Below are 20,124 nucleotides of genomic sequence, written 5' to 3' on the forward strand. Positions count from 1 at the left end.
ATAGGCACTCCTGCCCGCCGAAAGCAAGACTTTTGTGGTTGATCACAACAAATCGAGGATCGGTAGCGCGGGAGCGTTCCCACGAAGAGACCGGACAGGGCGACGGGGCCTCGATGGGGGAGGGGATTCGAGACCCCGCCGCCGGTCTACGAAGTGATGCGGATCTGGGCGATGACTTCCGAGTACTCGGTCTCGCCGACCGGCGTGAACCCGACGCGCAGGAAGAACGCCTCCGGGCCGTCTTCGCCGGCCTCATAGATGACGTTGACGTGATCGAAGTCGCGGGCACGGGCCTCTTCGAGGAGGCTCTCCACCGCGAAGCGCCCGACGCCCTTGCCCTGGCCCTCGGCATCGACGTTGATACGCCACAGGACCGAGCGGAAGTGCTCCTCGGGAGCCTCCGCATCGAAGTTGGCGCTGACGAACCCGACGACGTGGTCGCCGTCGAGCACGACCCGCTGCCAGGAGGTCTGCGGATTGATGACGGTCGCCGCGATGCCGTAGGACACCGGAGCGAGGAACTGCTCCTGTCCGGGCTTGAGCGACAGGTTGTTCACGGCGACGATCGTCGCAGCGGAGAGTTCGACCATGCGCAGTTCGGACATGAACACAGGCTAACCCCTCCCGAGGCATCCCACCCAGAAACAGGGAGTATTCGTCGGGTATGACCCGGAATGACGGAGTGCTGCGCGCCTCAGCATCGCCGGGCGCCCACGCGCCCGGGGGTGCTCAGGTATCTTGGTATCGAGACAAATATGCCCTCGCGAACGGAGAACCTCCTGGTGACCGACGACGCCATCATCTACACCTACACGGACGAGGCACCGGCACTCGCCACCGCTTCCTTCCTGCCGATCATCAAGGCCTACACGGGTCAGGCGGGCATCGAGGTCGAGACCCGCGACATCTCGCTCGGCGGCCGCATCCTCGCGGCGTTCCCGCAGAAGCTCACGCCCGAGCAGCAGGTCGGCGATTCGCTCGCCGAACTCGGTGGCCTCGCCACGCTGCCCGAGGCGAACATCATCAAGCTTCCGAACATCTCGGCCTCGATCCCGCAGCTCAAGGGCGCGATCGCCGAGCTGCAGTCGCAGGGATACGACATCCCCGACTTCCCGGACGAGCCATCCTCGCTCGAGGAGAAGGACGTCCGTGCGCGCTACGACCGCATCAAGGGATCCGCGGTCAACCCTGTGCTCCGTGAGGGCAACAGTGACCGCCGCGCCCCTCTGGCAGTGAAGAACTACGCCAAGAAGCACCCGCACCGCAACAAGCCCTTCGCCGAGGGCTCGAAGACGCGCGTCGCCACGCTCGGTCACGACGACTTCAAGCACAACGAGCGCTCCTGGGTCGCCGCCCACGACGACGTGCTGAGCTTCCGCCACACCGCCGCTGACGGCACCGTGACGGTTCTGAAGGAGGGGCTGAAGGTCCTGCCGCGCGAGATCATCGACGCGACGTTCCTCTCTGCCGCGCACCTCGACGCGTTCCTTGCCGAGACGCTGGAGACGGCCAAGAACGACGACGTCCTCTATTCGGTGCACCTCAAGGCCACGATGATGAAGGTCAGCGACCCGATCATCTTCGGCCACGTCGTTCGCGCCTTCTTCAAGGACGTGTTCGCGCAGTACGGCGAGAAGCTCGCCGCTGCGGGTCTGAACGCCAACGACGGTCTCGGCTCGATCCTCGCGGGCCTCGGCGACATCGCCGGTGGCGACGAGATCGCTGCCGCGTTCGACAAGGCCATCGCCGAGGGACCACGTCTGTCGTACGTGAACTCCGACAAGGGCACGACGAACCTGCACGTCCCGAGCGACGTGATCGTCGACGCCTCGATGCCCGCGCTGGTGCGCAACGGGGGCAAGCTCTGGGGCAAGGACGGCGGCGAGGCGGACACGCTCGCGGTCATCCCCGACTCCTCGTACGCGAGCGTCTACCAGGCTGTCATCGACGACGTGATCGCGAACGGCCCGCTCGACCCCGCCACCATCGGAACGGTCCCGAACGTGGGACTCATGGCGCAGGCGGCAGAAGAGTACGGCAGCCACGACAAGACGTTCGAGATCGCCGCCGCAGGCACCGTCCAGGTGCTCGACAGCGAGGGCACCGTCCTGATCGAACATGAGGTCGGCGCCGGCGACATCTGGCGCGCGACCCAGACGAAGCACATCCCGGTCATGGACTGGGTCAGGCTGGCCGTCTCCCGTGCTCGTGCGACCGGCGACCCCGCCGTGTTCTGGCTCGACGCCAACCGTTCGCACGACGCGCAGATCATCGCCAAGGTGCACCAGGGGCTCGCCACGCTCGACATCAAGGGCCTGACGATCACGATCCTCGCTCCCGAAGAGGCCACTCGCTACACGCTCGCGCGCATGCGTCACGGCCTCGACACGATCTCGGTGACCGGAAACGTGCTGCGTGACTACCTCACCGACCTGTTCCCGATCCTCGAGGTCGGCACGAGCGCCAAGATGCTCTCGATCGTTCCTCTGCTCGCGGGCGGCGGCCTGTTCGAGACCGGCGCCGGCGGCTCGGCTCCGAAGCACGTGCAGCAGCTCGTCGAGGAGAACTACCTGCGCTGGGACTCGCTGGGCGAGTTCTTCGCTCTCGCCGCGTCGCTCGAGCACTTCGCAGACCGCACCGGCAACGAGAAGGCGCGTGTCCTCGCGGAGACGCTGGATGCCGCAACGGGAACCTTCCTCGAAGAGGACCGTTCACCGGGCCGTGCACTCGGCACGATCGACAACCGCGGCAGCCACTTCTACCTGGGCCTGTACTGGGCGCAGGAGCTGGCGACGCAGACGAAGGACGCCGACCTCGCAGCGGCGTTCGCTCCGATCGCCGCGACGCTCGCCGAGAACGAGGAGACGATCGTCTCCGAGCTCAACGCCGTGCAGGGCAAGGCCGTCGAGATCGGCGGCTACTACCGCCCCGACGACGCGCTCGTGACGGCCGTCATGCGCCCGTCCGCGACGCTGAACGGCATCGTCGACGCCCTGAGCTGACGACAGGAAAAAGGGCCGGATGCGAGAGCATCCGGCCTTTTTTCGCGACCTATCGGAGGAGATTCGGTCCCGCGTCAGAACAATCCTGTACGGGCCGCGGCGACGCGCCGACAAGGAACCATCGACCGTGCATCGAACCTGAAGCGACCCGATGCCCCGGCTCAGCGGAGCTCGGCGATCAGTTGTGGACCGAGACCTCGAGGCCGACCGGCGACCACTCGTACACGAACTTGGCGACGTCGATCGGCATGTTCACGCAACCGTGGCTGCGCGGAGATCCGAAGGCGTTGTGCCAATACGTGCCGTGGAAGCCCTCGTCGCCGTTGAAGTACGTGACCCACGGGACGTTCGGCGTCTCGGTGATCGAACCGTCCGGTTCCCGGCTCTTCATCGTCTGCATCCGCACGTGCGCGTAGACCTTGAAGTTTCCGGTGTCTGTGGGTGTCGCGCTCTTGCCCGACGAGATCTTCCACGATCGCACGACGGCGCCGTTCTCGATGAGAGTCGCCGTCTGAGAGCCCAGATCGACATCGATCTTGCGCACCAGGTTGACGGACTCGAACGGCGTCTCGGAGACTGTGATCGGGATGACGCCGTCTCCGGCCTCCAACTTCGACGCGACCTCGGAGGCGAGGTTCGACGTGTCACCGAGTGCACGTCCGTTGACGCCCTCGGCCTCGGTGCGGAGGATCTTTCCCGCTGAGTCGACGATGTTCGTCGCGTTGACAGGCGCGCGGTCGACCGCGGCGGGAAGCCCGGCGATCGTGGCCTGGATCGCCGTCTCGTCGGCGATGATGCGAAGCTCGCCGTCTTCGTCGACGACCGAGAACCACGTCGAAGCGGTCGCGGCATCCACCGGGACGGTGCGCTCTTCGCCGATGTAGAAGCCGATCGTGCCGAGCATCGTGTTCAGCGACGTTGCAACGGTCGTGGCGTCCTCATCGGTGACGGCCGGTGCGGCCTCGGCGGGGTCGCCGGGGAACTCGACGCTGCTGCCGCCGTCGGCGATCGTGTCGACCATGGCCGCGGCGAGTGCGTCGACGTCGACGGCGGTGCCGGCGGCGGACGGTGTGATCACGTAGGCGCCTGTCGCCGCGTCGAACACGACGCCAGCGTTGAGTGGGTCTTCGAAGCTCGACGGAACGGTCTCACGGAGTGCGGAGTCCGCCTTGGCCGGGTCGAGGGTGATCTCGGCGGGGACGGGGTCGCCCATCCACATGCTCACGTTCCAGAGCGGTCGTTCGGCGAACGCCTGGTCGGCGAGAGCGGTCGCGTCGATGGTGGCGCCGAGGTCTGCGCCGGTGAGCACGGCGTCGTCGCCTGCGCCGGTGAGCGTGATCTCGGTCTGGGAGACATGTGCCTGGATGGTGTCCGCCGCGGCGCCAGGCGTGAGCCAGCCCACGGGGATTCCTGCGACGGTCGTTCCCGGTGCGATGAGGATCATCGACGCGGCACCTGCCCCGAGAGCCAGGACGCCGACCCCGAGGCCGATCCACAGGCCGAGGCGCTTCTTCTTGGGAGCGGGTTCGATGGGTGCCCAGGCGAGCTCCGGGTCACCGCCGTTCGGCGGCATCGAGTCGGTGGGCGTATCGTCGCCGGAGTGCGTGGGCGCTGCAACGGTTGGCCGGTCGCCGGAGGCGGTCGCCTCGGTCAGCTTCTCGGTCTTCGCATCCTGCGCTGAGATCAGATCGGTCACGAACTTCACCCCCCGGTTTCTCACGTGTCCTTAGCGATATGCTACGCGATCGCAGGTAACGGGGAGGCAACGGTCCAGAGGTCGGTGCGAATCCCGCGTCGCTCAGTCCGTGACGACGGCGAGTCCGTCGATCTCGACGAGCATCTCTTCGCGGGGGAGCCCGGTGAAGACCGTGGTCCGTGACGGCAGCGGCACGCCGCCGGTGGTGTGGGCCGTGACGAAGTCGCCGTACGCATCGTTCATGATCGAGAAGTCTTCGCGCTTGGTGAGGTACACGCGCAGCATCACGACGTCGTCGAACGTGGCGCCGGAGGCCTCGACGATGGCCTTGACGTTCTCGAGGGTGCGCGTGGTCTGCGCGGCGACATCGCCGGGGAAGAGGTACTCGTTGGTCTGGGGGTCGACGGGCCCCTGGCCGGAGACCTGCACGATCGGACCCTTGCGGATGCCCTGGGAGAATGTGTGGGCGGGAGCGGGGGCGGCGTCGGTCGAAACGCGGATCTTCGCAGTCATGGGACCAGCCTAGTAGCCTTGTTAGATGCCTCTACAAATCCCGGATCCTGTTCTCGGCCCCTGGACCAAAGGTTTTCCCGCGCACGCCTCGGGCCTGCGTCTCTCGGAGGTGCCGGGCGCGGATCTGCACCTCTCGGACCTCGTGACCCCCGTGCTCACCGTGCATGAGGCGGCGCTCGCCCACAACGAGTCGACCGTGTTCGGCTGGGCGGCGGCGCAGGGCGTGCTGCTGGCTCCGCACGGCAAGACCACCATGGCCCCGGCGCTCTGGCAGCGACTGCTCGATGCGGGCGCATGGGGCATCTCGGTCGCGACGCCGTGGCAGGCCGAGGTCGCCGTAGACGCCGGGGTCAGAACCGTCCTGATCGCGAACGCCGTCACCGATGCTGCGGCCGCGTGCCACCTCGGCGACCTGCTCGCCGCCGACGATGGCCTCCGCATCCTCTGCTGGGCGGACTCCGTGGTGACCGTCGAGATCCTCGCCGGCGCGCTCGCCGACGCACCCCGGCCCCTCGACGTCCTCGTCGAGCTCGGCGGGGCCGGAGGTCGCACGGGAGCGCGCACCCTCGAGGAGGGGGAGCGCATAGCGCAGGCGATCACCGCTTCGCCGGGCCTCCGACTCGCCGGAGTCACGGGCTATGAGGGGCCGTTCGGTCCGGATCGCAGCGACGCGTCGGTCGCATCCGTCGACACGTATCTGTCGACGCTCGTGCAGCTGCACGAGCGACTCACCTACCCGAATGGCATCCGCCCCGTGCTCAGCGCCGGCGGAAGCTCGTTCCCCGATCGCGCAGCCGCGATCCTGGCACCTCACCGCGGCGACGCCGACATCGTGCTGCGGTCAGGGGCGTTCCAGATCCACGACGACGGCTTCTACTCGCGGATGTCTCCGTTCGGCGCGCTGACGTCGACGGATCCGCTCCGCTCGGCCATGCACGCCTGGTCGAGAGTCGTGTCGCAGCCCGAAGACGGACTCGCCCTGCTCGACGCCGGGCGCCGCGATGTGCCGTTCGATCTCGACCTGCCGGTGCCGCAGAGCGTCGAGGGTGAGATCACGGCGCTCAACGACCAGCATGCCTTCCTGAGCCTTGCGCACGGGGCATCCGTCTCGCAGGGCGATGTGGTGCGTCTCGGGCTCTCGCACCCGTGCACCGCCTTCGACAAGTGGCGAGTGGTCGCGATCATCGACGACCCGGATGCCGCGGATCCGCGCGTCATCGGGGCGGTGGCGACATGCTTCTGAGCGGCGAGAAGCCGGTCAGGGTGTACCGGAGCGCCACGGTGGTCGACGGGACGGGAGCCGACCGTTTCTTCGCCGACGTCGCCGTCGAGGGCGCGCGCGTCGTCGCGGTGCTCCGTGAGGGCGACGAGCGAGAGCTCGAGCTCCCGGCCGATGCGGTCGAGATCCTGGCGACGGGGCTGGTGCTCGCGCCCGGTTTCATCGACATGCACGCGCACAGCGAGCTGGCCGTCCTCCGGGGAGCGAGCCACGATGCGAAGATCCGTCAGGGCGTGACGACCGAGGTCCTCGGGCAGGACGGCCTGGGCTACGCGCCCCTCGACGACGCCACCGCGGCGATCATCCCCGCGCAGATCGCCGGCTGGAACGGCCTTCCCGATGACGTGCCGTGGCGGTCGATGGACGATCTGCTCGCCGCGATCGACGCCGTCTCCGTCGCCAATGCCGCGGTTCTCGTGCCCCAGGGCAATCTCCGGATGATGGTGATCGGACACGAGAACCGTGCGGCGACCGCGGCCGAGATCGCCGAGATGTCCGAGATCCTGGGCGCGGCGATGGACGCCGGCGCCTTCGGGATGTCGAGCGGGCTGACCTACACGCCGGGGATGTACGCCGATACCGCTGAACTCGAAGCGCTCTGCCGGATCGTCGCGGAGCGGGGCGGATACTGGGCGCCCCACACTCGCAGCTACGGAGGGGCGGCACTCGACGCCTACCGTGAGGCACTGGACATCGGCCGACGGACCGGATGCCCCATCCACCTCACTCACGCCACGATGAACTTTGCCCCGAACCGCGGTCGCGCGGCAGAGCTGCTGGCCCTCGTCGACCAGGCCGTCGACGACGGGGTGGACGTCACCCTCGACACGTACCCGTACCTGCCCGGTGCCACGACCCTCGCGGCGCTGCTGCCCAGCAGGCTCGCGGAGAGCGGCGATCTGCTGGGTGCGATCGCGGCACTCGACGACGCAGGGCGAGAGAGCGTGCGGGTGGAGCTCGAAGAGATCGGATGCGACGGATTCCACGGTGAGCGCGCCGACTGGGATGCGATCCAGATCTCCGGGACCGCCGATCCACGGCTCTCGGACCTGGTGGGACGCACTGTCTCCGAGATCGCTTCGTCGTCGGGACGGCGTGCCGTGGACGTGGTGCTCGACACGATCCTCGCGGATGCCGGGGCGACCGGCATCCTGATGCACATCGGCGACGAGGACAACGTCAGAGCCATCATGCGTCACCCCCGCCACAGCGGCGGCAGCGACGGGATCCTGATCGGCGCGCGGCCTCATCCTCGAGGTCGAGGCACCTTCCCCCGCTACCTCGGGCACTACGTGCGAGAGCTCGGAGTGCTCACCCTCGAAGAGGCGGTCCGCCACCTGTCCGGCACACCGGCTTCGCGTCTGGGCCTCGACCGGGGCGATGCGCCGCGGGGGATCATCCGCGAAGGGGCGACAGCCGATCTGGTGCTGTTCGACCCGGAGACCATCGCGGCCGGGGCGACCTTCGAGTCGCCGCACGGCGGCCCGCTCGGGATAGCCGAAGTGCTCGTCGCCGGCGTGCCGGTGGTCACCGGAGATTCGGTCACGGGAGCGACGCCGGGTCGTGCTCTGCGCATGCCGCCGCCCGCACACAGGTCCACGGTTCCCCTCGCGCCGTTCGATATCGACGCGACCGCACCGCCGTTCCACTGGACGGCGCGCACCCCGGTCGTCGCGCCGGCCTCGCTCGCCTCGACCGCCGCTCGCCTGAGCGCTCTTCAGGAGAACGAGGGATCGGATCCCGCGATCACGCTCCTGATCGATGAGTCCCTGGCAGGGGAGTCGTTCGCGAGCGGACGCATCGTCGAGGAGGCCTTCCGGGTGAAGGTCTCGGCGTCGGGGATCGAGGTCAGCGGCGCGAGTCCTGTCGGCGTCTTCCGGGGTGTCACGGTGCTGCGGCAGCTGCGCGATCCCGGTGCGGAGCAGTCCCGCATCCCCGCAGGCACGTGGCAGGGCGCGCCCGCCTACGGTTGGCGCGGCGTCATGCTCGATGTCGCCAGGCACTTCCGCCCGATCGACGACGTTCGCCGGCTCGTGGACCTGCTCGCCGACCACCACCTCACCGTGCTCCACCTGCATGTGACCGATGATCAGGGCTGGCGCTTCGAGGTGCCCGGATTCCCGAGGCTGACCGAGATCGGCGCTCGCCGAGAGTCGACGCAACGGGGACACGGCCCGCTCGCCACGGTCGAACCCGGCGTGCACGAGGGGTACTACACGGATGCCGAGCTGCGCGAGCTGATCGCCTATGCCGCCGAGCGTTTCGTCACGATCGTGCCGGAGGTCGAGCTGCCGGGGCACATCCAGGCGGGCTTGGCCGCCTACCCCGAGCTCGGCAACACCGACGTGGGGGAACCGGTCTCGGCGCCGTGGGAGCGGTTCGGCGTGAATCCTCGGACCCTCGCGCCCACGGAGGAGGCTCTCGCGTTCGGTCGAGCCGCTATCGACGCGCTGTGCGACCTGTTCGATTCGCCGTGGATCGGGATCGGCGGTGACGAGGTGCCGGTGACCGAGTGGGCGCAGAGCGCGGCTGCGGGGGAGCGGATGCGCGAGCTGGATCTTGCGACACCGCACGACGTCCAACCGTGGTTCACGTCGCACTTCGTCGCACACGTGCGAGCTCGTGGCCGCACGGCGCTGGCGTGGGACGAGGTGCTGGAGGGCGACGTTCCCGACGGCGTCGAGATCCTCGCCTGGCGCGGTCCGGTCGCGATGCGCGCGGCGCTGCGGCGCGGCATCCCGGTCATCGCGTGTCCCGACCTCGAGGTGTACCTCGACTACCCCCAGTCCGAGTCCGCGGAGGAGCCGATCCGCGTCGGACCGCCGCTTCCGATCGAGCGTGCATACACGCTCCGCATCGAGGACGGCGCGTCCGGTGGCCAGGCCAACGTCTGGACCGAGCATCTGCCGACCAGGGATCGAGTCGACTTCGCGATGTTCCCCCGGCTCGCGGCGATCGCGGAGCGGCTCTGGGACGGTGGCGATCCTCCTCCTTTCGAGGGCTTCGGCCGTCGGCTTCCCGCCCACCTGCGGCGGCTCGCCGAGGCGGGGGTGCGGTATCGTCCTCTCGACGGGCCGGCGCCCTTGCAACGGCAGCCCGGAGTGCCGGGGAAGCCACTTACGCGGGAGGCGCGGGAGGAGATCGTGGCGGGTCTCGTGGCTCGTCTGATCGACCCGTCCACAAGCGCCGACGAGTCACTCTCGGCATAATGTAACGTTTCCGTAACCCTCCCTGTGCTACACGAGGCAGGGGTTGCGCAATTTTTGTTCGTAAGGTCTACTAACAAACATGTCCGTATCGGATGATCCTCGTCCATCGACGTCGTCAGACTACGTCGCTGCGAGCGCACACGCCTTCGGCCCCGGGCGCCACCTGCGCTCGCGCTCCAAGGTGCTCCCGGAGCACGCGCGCGGCCACAATCGCGCGCTCGTCCTGCAGACGCTCTACCACTCGGGTGCCATGAGCCGAGCGGATCTCTCGCGGGAGACGGGACTGACGAGAGTCACGATCTCCGACCTCGTCGCCGAGTTCATCGCCGACGGCATCGTGATCGAGATGGGTGTTCGCGAGACCGTCGGCCCTGGCAAGCCTCCGATCCTCATCGACATCGATCGCGTGGGGCACCAGATCATCGGCCTCGATCTGTCGGGCCCGAACGCCTTCGTGGGTGCGCTGCTCAGCCTCGACGGCGATGTGCTCGAACGCCGAGAGGTTCCGCGTCCCGAGAGCGCAGACGGGGATGCCGCCTACGCCGCCACGCTCGAGCTCGCGCGCGCCCTGGCCGCGACCGCGACCCAGCCGATCCTCGGCGTCGGCATCGGCTCGCCGGGTGTCGTCCGCCCCGACGGTGTCGTGCTCAGCTCTCCGAACCTCGGGTGGAGTAACCTCCCGCTCGAGGCCAAGCTCGGGATCGACCTCGATCTCCCGGTGCTCGTGCGCAACGACGCCAATGCCGCCGTTCTCGCCGAGTACACGTTCGGCGAGGCCAAGGCCGACTTCATGCTCATCAAGATCGGTCGAGGAGTGGGTGCCGGTGTCATCACGGGCAGCCAGCCGCTTCTCGGCAGCCGGTTCGCCGCGGGTGAGATCGGTCACGTGGTGGTCGGCACCGATGGCGGTCCTCGCTGCGCCTGCGGCAAGGACGGCTGCCTCGAAGCCTGGCTCAGCGAGACACGACTCCGCCCGGCCATCGACGCCTCTCCCGGATCACGCGACGAGATCCTCCGCGACGCCGGCACCCGTATGGGCATCGCGATCGCCCCGATCGTCGCGGCTCTCGACCTGTCGGAGGTCGTGCTCTCGGGGCCCGGAGACCTGCTCGACGGCGTGCTGATCGATGCCGCCGTCGAGACCCTCCACGCACGCACGCTCGAGGGTGTCTTCGAAGACGCTCTCATCCGCCGCACGCAGCAGGACGACATCGTTCTGCGAGGTGCGGCCGTGATGGTGCTGTCCAGTCAGCTGGGCGTCTCGTGATGCGCGTGGGCGACTCGAAGACGAGCAGGAGCGACATCCGATGACGGATGCGATCGCCGTCGACCTCTCCGGTCGGCGGATTCGAGTGGGCCTGGACGTCGGGGGAACCAAGATCGACGCGGTGGCGGTGTCGCCCGAGGGCGACATCCTCGCGCGCCTCCGTCGTCCGACGGGATGGGGCGAGGACGCGGTCGTCGTCAGCATCGTCGACGCCGTCGACGCGCTGGCCGCCGAGGGCGGCTTCGCACGCTCCGCCGTCGAATCGGTGGGCGTCGGCATCCCGGGACTCGTCGACGCCGACACGGGGCGCGTGCTGCACGCCGTGAACCTCGGCGTCGAATCGCTCGACCTCGCAGGGCTCGCCGGCCGCCGACTCGGCATCCCGGTCAGGGTCGAGAACGACGTGAAGGCGGCCGCACTCGGCGCCGCCGTGCTCCGCGGCATCGACGGATCCATGGCCTACCTCAATCTCGGCACGGGAGTCGCCGCGGGGATCGTCGTCGACGGCACCATCTGGCGCGGAGCACGAGGGACGGCCGGCGAGGTCGGCCATCTCTCGGTCGATCCGCGCGGACGCCTGTGCGGCTGCGGCCAGCGCGGGTGCATCGAGACCTTCTGCGGCGGAGGTGCGCTGGCACGCGCCTGGGATCGTCCCGGCGCACTGCCGGTGCGCGACATCCTGGACGCAGCGGAGGCCGGAGACGAGCGTGCCCTGGAACTTCGCGCCGATCTCTTCCACGGCGCCGCGGCCGCGGTGCGCGCACTCGTGCTCTCGGCCGACGTCGAACGCGTGATCATCGGCGGCGGCCTCACCTCCCTCGGCGATCGCCTGTACGCGGGCGTGCGCAGTGCCCTCCAGGCAGGAGCCGAGGCCTCGGCGTTCATGCGTTCGCTGCACCTCGACGAGCGGATCGAGCTGCTCCCGGCGGGTTCTCCCGCTGCCGCCCTCGGCTCCGCTCTCGTCGGATCATCCACCCCCACCAAGGAGACTGTTTCCCATGGCTGAAGTCGTCATCGTCGAGAACGCCGAAGCGGCAGGCGCGCTTGTCGCCGCCGAGATCGTCGAGCTGATCGACGGTCGCCCGGATGCCGTGCTCGGACTCGCGACGGGCTCGACCCCGCTTCCGGTGTACCAGGCGCTGCGTGCCAGGCTCGCGGGTCGCGACGTGTCGCAGGTCCGCGGCTTCGCGCTCGATGAGTACGTCGGCCTCGACCCGGCGCACCCCGAGAGCTACCGTTCGGTGATCACCCGCGATGTCGTCGAGCCGCTCGGACTCGACCCCCGGCGCATCCACGTGCCGAACGGCGCTCAGGCCACCATCCAGCACGCCGGCGAGGACTACGAGACCGCCATCGACGCGGCCGGGGGCGTCGACCTGCAGATCCTCGGCATCGGCACCGACGGTCACATCGGCTTCAACGAGCCGGGCTCGTCGTTCGCCTCGCGCACGCGAGTGAAGACCCTCACCGAGCAGACCCGTGCGGACAACGCACGCTTCTTCGATTCGATCGACGACGTGCCGATGCACTGCATCACGCAGGGGCTGGGCACGATCCTGCGCGCTCGTCACCTCGTGCTGCTCGCCTTCGGCGAGGGCAAGGCGCAGGCCGTCGCGGACGCCGTCGAGGGGCCGCTCTCGGCCATCCTCCCCGGCTCCGCGATTCAGCTGCACCCGCACGCGACGGTCGTGGTCGACGAGGCTGCGGCATCGCGTCTGAAGCTCGCCGACTACTACCGCTACACCTACGCGAACAAGCCCGCCTGGCAGGGCATCTGAGGCTTCGGCCTCAGGGCCCCGACGAGGGCCACGCGAGGGGGAGCAGGTGCTCCACGCTGAGCGGGGCGAGCGGCAGCGTCTCGGCGTCGGCCGGGGTGATCCAGCGGAGCTCGGCGAGCTCCGCCTGCACCGTGACCTCCGCTGCCGCGATGGCGACGGAGAACGCCTCGGCGACGACGCGATGACCCGGTTCGTTCGCGGCCTCGGAGACGAACGTGCCCAACGGCTCGAGGTTGCCCTCGTCGAGTCTCAGCCCGAGCTCCTCGTGCAGCTCGCGGATCAACGTCTGCGACGGGGTCTCGCCGGGTTCGGGCTTGCCACCCGGTTGCATGAAGCGTGTGGTGCCCTGTTTGCGCACCACCAGCACCCGGCCAGCGGCGTCGACGATCACTGCCGCGCTGACGTGGATGTCAGGCATCGACCGCGAAGACCTTGCCGGGATTCAGGATGCCGAGCGGGTCGAACACGCGGGTGATCTGCCGCTGCAGCTCCCACTGGTCGTCGCCGAGCTCGTCGGCCAGCCAGCGGCTCTTCAGCGTCCCGATCCCATGCTCGCCGGTCAGCGTTCCACCGAGCGCGATCGCGGCGCGGAACAGCTCGTCTGCGGCCGCCCACACCTCGGCGGGAGGTTCCGCGCCCTCGAAGATGAAGTTGGGGTGCAGATTGCCGTCGCCGGCGTGCGCCACCGTCGGAATGCTCATCGAGTACGCCTTCTCGATGCGTGCGATCTCGTCGAACATCGCCGGCATGGCGCTGCGGGGCACTGACACGTCTTCGATGAGGGTCGTGCCGAGAGCGGACATGGCCGGATGCATGGCTCGGCGGATGGCCAGCAGGCGCTCGCCCTCTTCACGGTCGTGGGAGACCTGCGTCACACCGTGGTGTGCCGAGAGGATCGCCTCGATGGTCTCTGCCTCGGTGACGGCCGCCGGCCCATCCGTCTGGATGGTCAGCTGGGCGCTACCGGCAGCCGGGGAGGGCAGCACGAGCAGCGCAGCCACGGCGGCCAGGCTCGCGGCATCCATGAGCTCCATGATCGCGGGCTGAACGCCCGAAGCGGTCACGGCGGCAGAGGCGGCTGCGGCGGAGCGGACGTCGGGGAAGGTCGCGGTGACGGTGCAGGTCGTGCCCTCGACGAGCCGGCGGAGCTTCAGGGTGGCGCCGACGACGACGCCGAGCGTGCCCTCCGAGCCGATCACGAGGGAGGTGAGATCGAGTCCGGTCACGCCCTTGACGCTGCGGTGGCCGAGGTGCAGCAGGCGTCCGTCTGCGAGCACCAGGTCGAGGCCGAGCACCGCGTCGCGGACCACTCCGTACTTCGCGCACAGGAGACCGCCCGCGCCGGTGGCGATGTTGCCGCCCACTGTCGAGATCGCACGGCTCGCGGGGTCGGGTGCCCACCACAGGCCGTGCTCGGCGAGCAGGTCGTTGAGGTCGGCGTTGAGGATGCCCGGCTCGACCACCGCGAGCAGGTCGTCGGCGCGGATCTCGTGGATCGCGGTCATGCGCCGGGTGGAGAGGACGATCTCGCCCTGGCCGCCGTTCGCAGCCCCGGCGAGGCCTGTTCCTGCTCCGCGCACGACGACGGGTGTACGAGTCGCGGTCGCGATGCGCATCACTGCCTGGACATGCTCTACGGTCTCGGCGTGCACGACCGCCAACGGGCGGCCGGGGGTGGCGTGTCCGGACCTGTCGGCGCGAGCGTCGTCGAGCGTGGCCGGGGTCGTGTCGACGAGCTCGCCGAGAGCAGCGGTCAGCTGATCGAGCGCGCTCATGCGATGCGGCGCCGGCCGCTCACCACGCCGGCTCCGACGGCGACCACGGCGAAGGCGATGCCGATGATCGGCTGCTCCATCAGCCACCACGCGATCGTCACTCCGACGTAGATCAGCAGCTCGACGGCCGCTCGGAGGAACGGGTGCAGCCGGAGCACTGGACGAGGCGACAGGAAGAGCGCCCAGACCAGGATCACGACGACGGGAGCGCCGATGCCGATGATGATGTTCCACGGGAACGACCACAGGGCGAAGCCCCACAGCGCGAGAGTGCCGACGGCGACCACCAGGACGATCGAGCGGACGATGTCGAGTGCGGTGAAGTTCGGGCGCTCGACGCCGGGTACTGAGGCGGGATCCTGGGGCATGGATCCAGTCTATTCGCCGCAGACGCAGGGCTATTCGCCGCAGACGCAGTGTCAGAGCGCGGGTGCGGCCTCGTCAACGACAGCGACGAGTTCGTCGACCCGGGCCTCGTCTTCGGGTGCAACCGCCTCGACTGGCGCGGGGGCGGGCGCCGTTGCGGGGGAGTCGACAGGGACCGGTGACTCAGCAGGCGCCTCCGCAGGAGCCTGTGCCTCGACGGGGGCGGTCTCGGCCGGTGCGGGGACTTCGGTCTGCACGGGTGCGACGAGCGTCTGGTCGACCGGCGCCGGCTCGTCGGCCGGTGCCTCGTCGAGGGCCTCGTCGACCTGCCCGTGGCAGGACGGCGCGAGCAGTACCGAGTCGAGTGTCACGCCGAGCCCTGCGAGGGTCGTGTTGTGAGGCAGAACCGGCCCTTCGTCGGTCACATAGTGGATCTCGACCGTCGTGCCGAGGATGATCTGACCGAGATTCGGTCGAAGGTCGACCGTGCCGGTGCCTGCGTCGCTCAATGACAGGCGGTCTCCGCCGCCACCGCGACCGAGGAACGCCTCGATGTCGGCGCCCGGCTGCCCGAGGACCGGCACTGAGACGTGCGTGGCCCCGTCGCCGTCGTCGTCCACGCAGATGCTCGCGCCCTGCGTCTCGATGGGTGTGGTCGGAACGGCCGGATCCGTGGGATCAGTCGGATCAGTCGGATCAGTCGGATCCGTCGGGTCAGTGGGCTCCGTCGGCTCTTCCGGTGCGCCCGGTTCGACGGGCGGTGCGGGTTTGATCGCCTCGACAGGAGCGGCAGGAGCCACGAGCGCGGGAGCGGTGTCCTCTGCGGGTTCCGGAGTCACGGGTGCCTCGACCGGCGGCAGCTCGGGCTGTTTCTCGGGCTCGGTGTCGTCGACGGTCACGGGCTTGTCTTCGGCCATCGCGTCGTCAGGACCGACATCGGAGCTGATCGACGACGAATCGCTGTCACCGGCGCTCGGCAGAGACGCGGCCGGGTTCGCTCCGGCGAGTCCCGGGATGATCGTGGCCGCGGCGACGACGCCTGCCACGACGAGCGCGGCGGATCCGGCTCCCACGAGCGCGCCGACTCCGCTGAAGATGCCGCCGCTGGTCGCGCCTCCGGTGCTACCAGCGCCTCCGCCGGCGGAGCCACCTGCCGAGCCGCTTGCACCACCGGCGACGCCACCGGATGCGGTTCCTCCGCCTGCCGCGACTGCTGCGCCCTGAGTGATGCCCGACGGCATCGCAGCGAGTGCGACGATCGGGGTGCCGCCGCCCTGGAGGGTGGCGAGGTATCCGGCAGAACCGGCCACACCGAGCACGAGCGGGAGCAGCACGAGCGCCAGCCGCTTCGAGACGTCCTTCGCTTCAGCGGCGACGATCATGCAGCGAGCGCACTCGTCGAGGTGCAGTTCGAGTCGCTTGTGGTCGCGGGTGCTGAGATTGCCGCGCGAATATGCGCCGAGGTGCTCGATGGTCCACTGGCAGTCCGAGCCGGCTGCTGCACTGCGCAGGTGCGCCTGGATCCAGGCCTCCCGGAGGCCTTCGCGGGCGCGGAACGCGAGCTGCGAGACGGCGCCGGCCTTCATCCCGAGAAGAGGGCCTGCCTCTTGCGGCTTCATCTGCTCGATCTCGGTGTACCAGAGCACTTCCTGCCAGCGGGAGGGGAGGCTGCGGAACGCCTGGGCGGTGAGGCTGCGGTCGAGGGCCTCGTTCGCGGCCTGCTCGGTGCTGTCGGGGTCTGCGACGGTGTCGAGCTCGTCGATCGCCGACTCGCGGCGAGACCGTCCCCAGGCGGCTGCGGTGTTGCGGATGCTCGTGAACAGGTAGGCGCGGAACGAGCCGTTCGGGCCGCCGCCCTTGATGATCGCCTGATAGATGCGGGTGTACGACTCCTGCACGAGGTCGTCCGGGTCGATCGACGACGTGATCGACCGCGCGACGGACATCCCCGATGGGTAGTGCCGCCTCCAGAGCTCTCCGAACGCCGCCGCGTCACCCGAACGGGTGCGCAGGACGAGATCGGCGTCTGCGATCGATTCCTCGTGCGAAGTGCTGTCCTGGTCCACTGTCATCCATCTGTCGTGGAGCGCGAGTGCGCCTCCACATGAAGAGACGCGTGAACCCCATTTTCATCACGCGTCTTCTCCATTCTCTCTCCAATCTCCCAGGGTCGCCACCCCTTGAAGGAATCTTCATCGGATCGAGGCTCATCGGAGAAACCCCAGCTCAGGAGAGGATCCGGTCGGCTTGGACGAGAATCTCCAAAAAAGATCTGAGAAGTCGCGTAATGAATCCGGGTCGACTTCGTCTCATCACATAGAGACAGCCATGGAGCTCCACCGGGGGGCGGAGCTCAGGCGCTGGTGCAAGGGGTAAGTGCACCGGCATGGTGGGTCGGGCACCTCGGGGGAGGAGCGCTCGGCCCGCCAGCTCTCGACGTGGGGGGAATGTGACGGGGCCGCCGCTCTGGGGAACGGCGGCTCCTCACCCACGAGGGGCGCGACCGGAGAACGCAGAGCTGCGCGTCGATGCGCGCGCGGCGTCCGCCTACGGTCGGTCGCCCACCCACACGCGCACGACGCGCAGCTGCGCATCCAGCAGTACCGCGTCTCCCGCGAAGCCGTCGACGAGACGTCCGAGCCTGTCGCCGTATCCGATCGCGCGGGCAGGAGTCGCGGTCAGTGCCTGTACTGCCTCGGGCAGTGCGACGCCCGCGGCGATCGCCCTGCGCAGCGCGACGTCCTGAGTGAGGGTCGAACCCGCGATCGAGCCGGTGTCGTCGGCGCGGGCGATGCCGTCCTTCACCGTCACGCTGACCGCGCCCAGGTCGTAGTGGCCGTCAGCGCTCCCGGCCGCTGCCATCGCGTCGGTGATGAGCGCGACCCGCCCCGGCGCAGAGTCGAACACGAGCTTGATCACGTGCGGGTCGAGGTGCACGTCGTCGGCGATCGCCTCGAGCACCACACGGTGGTCGGCGGCTGCGGCGAGCACCGGCCCAGGGGCGCGATGGTGGATGCCGGGCATCGCGTTGAACGCGTGGGTGAGTACCGAGGCACCTGCCTCGAAGGCGGCGACCGCCATCGCGGCATCCGCACTCGTGTGGCCGACGGCGGCTGCAGCTCCCGCATCGACGATCAGCCGGATGGCGTCGAGGCCGCCGGGGAGTTCCGGAGCGATCGTCACCTGTCGGATCGTGCCCCGGCCCGCCTCGAGCAGGCGGGAGACATCGGCGGCGAGGGGATCCCGGAGCAGCGTCGGCTCGTGGGCGCCGTGGTGAGCGGGGTCGAGGAACGGGCCCTCGAGGTGCGATCCGAGGATGTCGGCATCCGTCTGCATGAGGTCGGCGATCTCGCCGACCCGCAGTGCGAGGTCATCGAGCGGTGCGGTCACGAGCGACACGACCGCACGCGTGGTGCCGTGCCGGCGATGCAGGGCTCGAGCCGTGCGGATCGCCTCGACGCCGTCGTCGAACGACGCGCCGGCGCCTCCGTGACCGTGGATGTCGATGAATCCGGGGGTGAGTACGGCACCCGCCCCGGCGACCGCCGTCGCATCGATGACCTGTTCAGCCGGAGTCCAGGTGTCGCCGACGCCGCGGGCCGCGACTCGACCGTGCTCGATCCGCACCCAGGCGTCGTCGACGATCGCACCGTCGTCGACCAGTCGGGCCGAGTGGACGACGAGTGAGCCGGTCGCGGAGGAATCGGGTGTCATCGTGTGCTCCAGGGGATCTCTGCTGCGGGGTGGAAGTCGACGGCCTCAGCCTTCCACAGTGGCGCCATCGACCCGAGACGCACCCGGAACGACTCCCATCCGCGCTCGGGGGCGGTGCGCGGGGACCACGCGACCTCGGCCTGTGCGGCTGCGCGCGGGAAGACCAGTCGTTCGACCTCGTCGATCGTGCGCGTGGTCTCGCTCCACAGCGGAGCCTCGATGCCGAGGATCGCGGTGTCGGGGACATTCAGCACCTCGGTGGGCTCCCACTCGTATGCGGAGCGGACGTCGATGATCGCCGCCCAGGTGAGTCCGAGCGGGTAGTCGGCGGTGTACTTCATGTCGAGGTAGGCGACGTCGGCGGCCGACATGATGAGCGCGCCGCCGCGCTCGACGAAGTGCGCGGCCTCTGCGGCATGCGTGCCTTCCGGGGTGGTCTTGCCCCAGTACTGCCCGACCGTGCCCTCGGCGATGTCCTTCGCGGCGCCGACCTCGTGCCAGGCGAGGGGGATCTTGCCCTCATCGACGACGATCGCGGTGGCGCGCTCGACGAACAGATCGAAGTCCGCCTGCGGGGTGCCGAGCGACTCGTCTCCGCCGATGTGGATGTACGGGCCGGGGGTCAGCTCCGCCAGCTCCCGCACGACATCCCTCACGAACTCGTAGGTGCGCTCCTCGTGGATGCGGACGCTCGAATGCCCGACTCCCCACCCGAGGTAGGGCTCACCGGCGACGGGCAGCGGCTGCCCGAGGCGCTCCGACTCCGCGAGCAGACTGTCGTTCATGACCGGGGCCTCGACGAGCTCGGGGTAGGCGACGCCGATGGCGTGCGTGTGCCCGGGCAGATCGACCTCGGGGATCACGATCATGTGGTGCTCTGCGGCGTAGGCGACGATCTCGCGGTAGTCATCCTTCGTATAGAAGCCGCCGGGGGCGCCGAGCGATGCGGTGGACGACGCGAGCTCGGTGAGCTTCGGCCACGAGTCGATGTGGATGCGCCAGCCCTGGTCATCGCTGAGGTGCAGGTGCAGGTGATTGAACTTGAGGGCGCTCGTGCTGTCGATGAACTTCTTGACCTCGTCGACCGAGAAGAAGTGTCGTGTGACGTCGAGCATCACGCCGCGGCGTGCGAATCGAGGTGCGTCGGTGATCTCCGTGCAGAGGAAAGTCCAGCCGTCGTCGTCCTCGCGGAGCAGCTGCAGCAGCGTCTGCACGCCGTAGAACAGGCCGGCCTCGTCGCCTCCGACGATCTCGACCGAGTCGGCGACCGTGAGCGTGTAGCCCTCCGGGGCTGCTGCCTCTGCGTCGATGCGGAGGATGATCTCTCCCGTCGCGTCGGAGGAACGGGTGAGGCGGATACCGCTCCGCCGAGCGACGGCGTCGATCAGGTGAGCGGCGACAGGGGAGTCGCCGACGACTCGAGCTGTCTGGGAGAGGGGCATCCGACCATCGCCGACGATGGCGGAAACGGGCAGGGGGACCAGAGGCATGGAATGGGGAAGGACCATGAACAAAACCTACCCTG

General features: G+C 69.0%; 15 protein-coding genes. 6 read left to right on the forward strand and 9 right to left on the reverse strand.

Annotated features, from left to right (window positions below; all coding sequences use genetic code 11):
• Window positions 1–146: 146 nt before the first annotated feature.
• Complete coding sequence (locus RQG77_RS00365; RefSeq protein WP_056309050.1) at window positions 147–605, reverse strand: GNAT family N-acetyltransferase; 459 nt, start codon at window positions 603–605, stop codon at window positions 147–149.
• 177 nt (window positions 606–782) lie between these two features.
• Between RQG77_RS00365 and RQG77_RS00370 the strand changes: the two genes are divergently transcribed.
• On the forward strand, window positions 783–3,002 hold the full coding sequence (locus RQG77_RS00370; RefSeq protein ID WP_311243450.1) for an NADP-dependent isocitrate dehydrogenase: 2,220 nt from the start codon (window positions 783–785) through the stop codon (window positions 3,000–3,002).
• Between the two features lie 178 nt (window positions 3,003–3,180).
• Here RQG77_RS00370 and RQG77_RS00375 read toward each other — a convergent pair whose 3' ends face one another.
• Together RQG77_RS00375 and RQG77_RS00380 are read right to left on the reverse strand one after the other, a co-directional pair.
• A complete protein-coding gene (locus RQG77_RS00375) occupies window positions 3,181–4,707 on the reverse strand; it encodes a L,D-transpeptidase (protein ID WP_311242921.1) in 1,527 nt (508 codons plus the stop codon).
• A 93-nt stretch (window positions 4,708–4,800) separates the two neighbouring features.
• Complete coding sequence (locus tag RQG77_RS00380) at window positions 4,801–5,211, reverse strand: RidA family protein (RefSeq protein WP_056508469.1); 411 nt, start codon at window positions 5,209–5,211, stop codon at window positions 4,801–4,803.
• A gap of 25 nt (window positions 5,212–5,236) precedes the next feature.
• Between RQG77_RS00380 and RQG77_RS00385 the strand changes: the two genes are divergently transcribed.
• The 5 genes from RQG77_RS00385 (at window position 5,237) to nagB (ending at window position 12,744) form a co-directional block, all read left to right on the forward strand.
• Window positions 5,237–6,454 (forward strand): alanine racemase, encoded by a 1,218-nt coding sequence (locus RQG77_RS00385; protein WP_311242922.1) that lies wholly within the window; start codon window positions 5,237–5,239, stop codon window positions 6,452–6,454.
• The gene (locus RQG77_RS00390) at window positions 6,445–9,699 is read left to right on the forward strand and encodes a family 20 glycosylhydrolase (RefSeq protein WP_311242923.1); all 3,255 of its coding nucleotides are present in this window, start codon (window positions 6,445–6,447) and stop codon (window positions 9,697–9,699) included. Before RQG77_RS00385 ends, RQG77_RS00390 begins: the two co-directional genes overlap by 10 nt.
• A gap of 79 nt (window positions 9,700–9,778) precedes the next feature.
• On the forward strand, window positions 9,779–10,966 hold the full coding sequence (locus tag RQG77_RS00395; RefSeq protein WP_311242924.1) for an ROK family transcriptional regulator: 1,188 nt from the start codon (window positions 9,779–9,781) through the stop codon (window positions 10,964–10,966).
• A 40-nt stretch (window positions 10,967–11,006) separates the two neighbouring features.
• A complete protein-coding gene (locus RQG77_RS00400; RefSeq protein ID WP_311242925.1) occupies window positions 11,007–11,972 on the forward strand; it encodes an ROK family protein in 966 nt (321 codons plus the stop codon).
• Complete coding sequence (gene nagB / locus RQG77_RS00405) at window positions 11,965–12,744, forward strand: glucosamine-6-phosphate deaminase (RefSeq protein WP_311242926.1); 780 nt, start codon at window positions 11,965–11,967, stop codon at window positions 12,742–12,744. The genes RQG77_RS00400 and nagB overlap by 8 nt, the downstream gene beginning before the upstream one ends.
• 10 nt (window positions 12,745–12,754) lie before the next feature.
• On the opposite strand, the gene RQG77_RS00410 is transcribed toward nagB, so the two are convergent.
• The 6 genes from RQG77_RS00410 to RQG77_RS00435 form a co-directional block, all read right to left on the reverse strand.
• Window positions 12,755–13,162 carry an NUDIX domain-containing protein gene (locus RQG77_RS00410; RefSeq protein WP_311242927.1) on the reverse strand — a complete coding sequence of 136 codons (408 nt, stop codon included), beginning with the start codon at window positions 13,160–13,162 and terminating at the stop codon, window positions 12,755–12,757.
• Window positions 13,155–14,519, reverse strand: coding sequence for an FAD-linked oxidase C-terminal domain-containing protein (locus RQG77_RS00415; protein ID WP_311242928.1), 1,365 nt, complete (start codon window positions 14,517–14,519; stop codon window positions 13,155–13,157). Before RQG77_RS00415 ends, RQG77_RS00410 begins: the two co-directional genes overlap by 8 nt.
• Entirely contained in the window at window positions 14,516–14,887 is a 372-nt protein-coding gene (locus RQG77_RS00420; protein ID WP_311242929.1) for a YrdB family protein, read from the reverse strand. Before RQG77_RS00420 ends, RQG77_RS00415 begins: the two co-directional genes overlap by 4 nt.
• Before the next feature lie 51 nt (window positions 14,888–14,938).
• The gene (locus RQG77_RS00425) at window positions 14,939–16,957 is read right to left on the reverse strand and encodes a sigma-70 family RNA polymerase sigma factor (RefSeq protein WP_311242930.1); all 2,019 of its coding nucleotides are present in this window, start codon (window positions 16,955–16,957) and stop codon (window positions 14,939–14,941) included.
• Window positions 16,958–17,432: 475 nt separating this feature from the next.
• Window positions 17,433–18,599, reverse strand: a complete 1,167-nt coding sequence (gene nagA, locus RQG77_RS00430) for an N-acetylglucosamine-6-phosphate deacetylase (RefSeq protein ID WP_311242931.1) — start codon at window positions 18,597–18,599, stop codon at window positions 17,433–17,435.
• Entirely contained in the window at window positions 18,596–20,107 is a 1,512-nt protein-coding gene (locus RQG77_RS00435; protein ID WP_311242932.1) for a beta-N-acetylhexosaminidase, read from the reverse strand. The genes nagA and RQG77_RS00435 overlap by 4 nt, the downstream gene beginning before the upstream one ends.
• Between the last annotated feature and the right edge of the window lie 17 nt (window positions 20,108–20,124).

Source organism: Microbacterium sp. WCS2018Hpa-23, assembly GCF_031843845.1.
GTDB lineage: Bacteria > Actinomycetota > Actinomycetes > Actinomycetales > Microbacteriaceae > Microbacterium.

What these genes read in the sequence shown, in the direction of transcription:
- RQG77_RS00380 (WP_056508469.1), bottom strand. Translation starts at nt 5,211, where the DNA reads ATGACTGCGAAGATCCGCGTTTCGACCGACGCCGCCCCCGCTCCCGCC.
- RQG77_RS00410 (WP_311242927.1), bottom strand. Translation starts at nt 13,162, where the DNA reads ATGCCTGACATCCACGTCAGCGCGGCAGTGATCGTCGACGCCGCTGGC.
- nagB (WP_311242926.1), top strand. Translation starts at nt 11,965, where the DNA reads ATGGCTGAAGTCGTCATCGTCGAGAACGCCGAAGCGGCAGGCGCGCTT.
- RQG77_RS00435 (WP_311242932.1), bottom strand. Translation starts at nt 20,107, where the DNA reads ATGGTCCTTCCCCATTCCATGCCTCTGGTCCCCCTGCCCGTTTCCGCC.
- nagA (WP_311242931.1), bottom strand. Translation starts at nt 18,599, where the DNA reads ATGACACCCGATTCCTCCGCGACCGGCTCACTCGTCGTCCACTCGGCC.
- RQG77_RS00425 (WP_311242930.1), bottom strand. Translation starts at nt 16,957, where the DNA reads ATGACAGTGGACCAGGACAGCACTTCGCACGAGGAATCGATCGCAGAC.
- RQG77_RS00390 (WP_311242923.1), top strand. Translation starts at nt 6,445, where the DNA reads ATGCTTCTGAGCGGCGAGAAGCCGGTCAGGGTGTACCGGAGCGCCACG.
- RQG77_RS00400 (WP_311242925.1), top strand. Translation starts at nt 11,007, where the DNA reads ATGACGGATGCGATCGCCGTCGACCTCTCCGGTCGGCGGATTCGAGTG.
- RQG77_RS00385 (WP_311242922.1), top strand. Translation starts at nt 5,237, where the DNA reads ATGCCTCTACAAATCCCGGATCCTGTTCTCGGCCCCTGGACCAAAGGT.
- RQG77_RS00420 (WP_311242929.1), bottom strand. Translation starts at nt 14,887, where the DNA reads ATGCCCCAGGATCCCGCCTCAGTACCCGGCGTCGAGCGCCCGAACTTC.
- RQG77_RS00395 (WP_311242924.1), top strand. Translation starts at nt 9,779, where the DNA reads ATGTCCGTATCGGATGATCCTCGTCCATCGACGTCGTCAGACTACGTC.
- RQG77_RS00365 (WP_056309050.1), bottom strand. Translation starts at nt 605, where the DNA reads ATGTCCGAACTGCGCATGGTCGAACTCTCCGCTGCGACGATCGTCGCC.
- RQG77_RS00415 (WP_311242928.1), bottom strand. Translation starts at nt 14,519, where the DNA reads ATGAGCGCGCTCGATCAGCTGACCGCTGCTCTCGGCGAGCTCGTCGAC.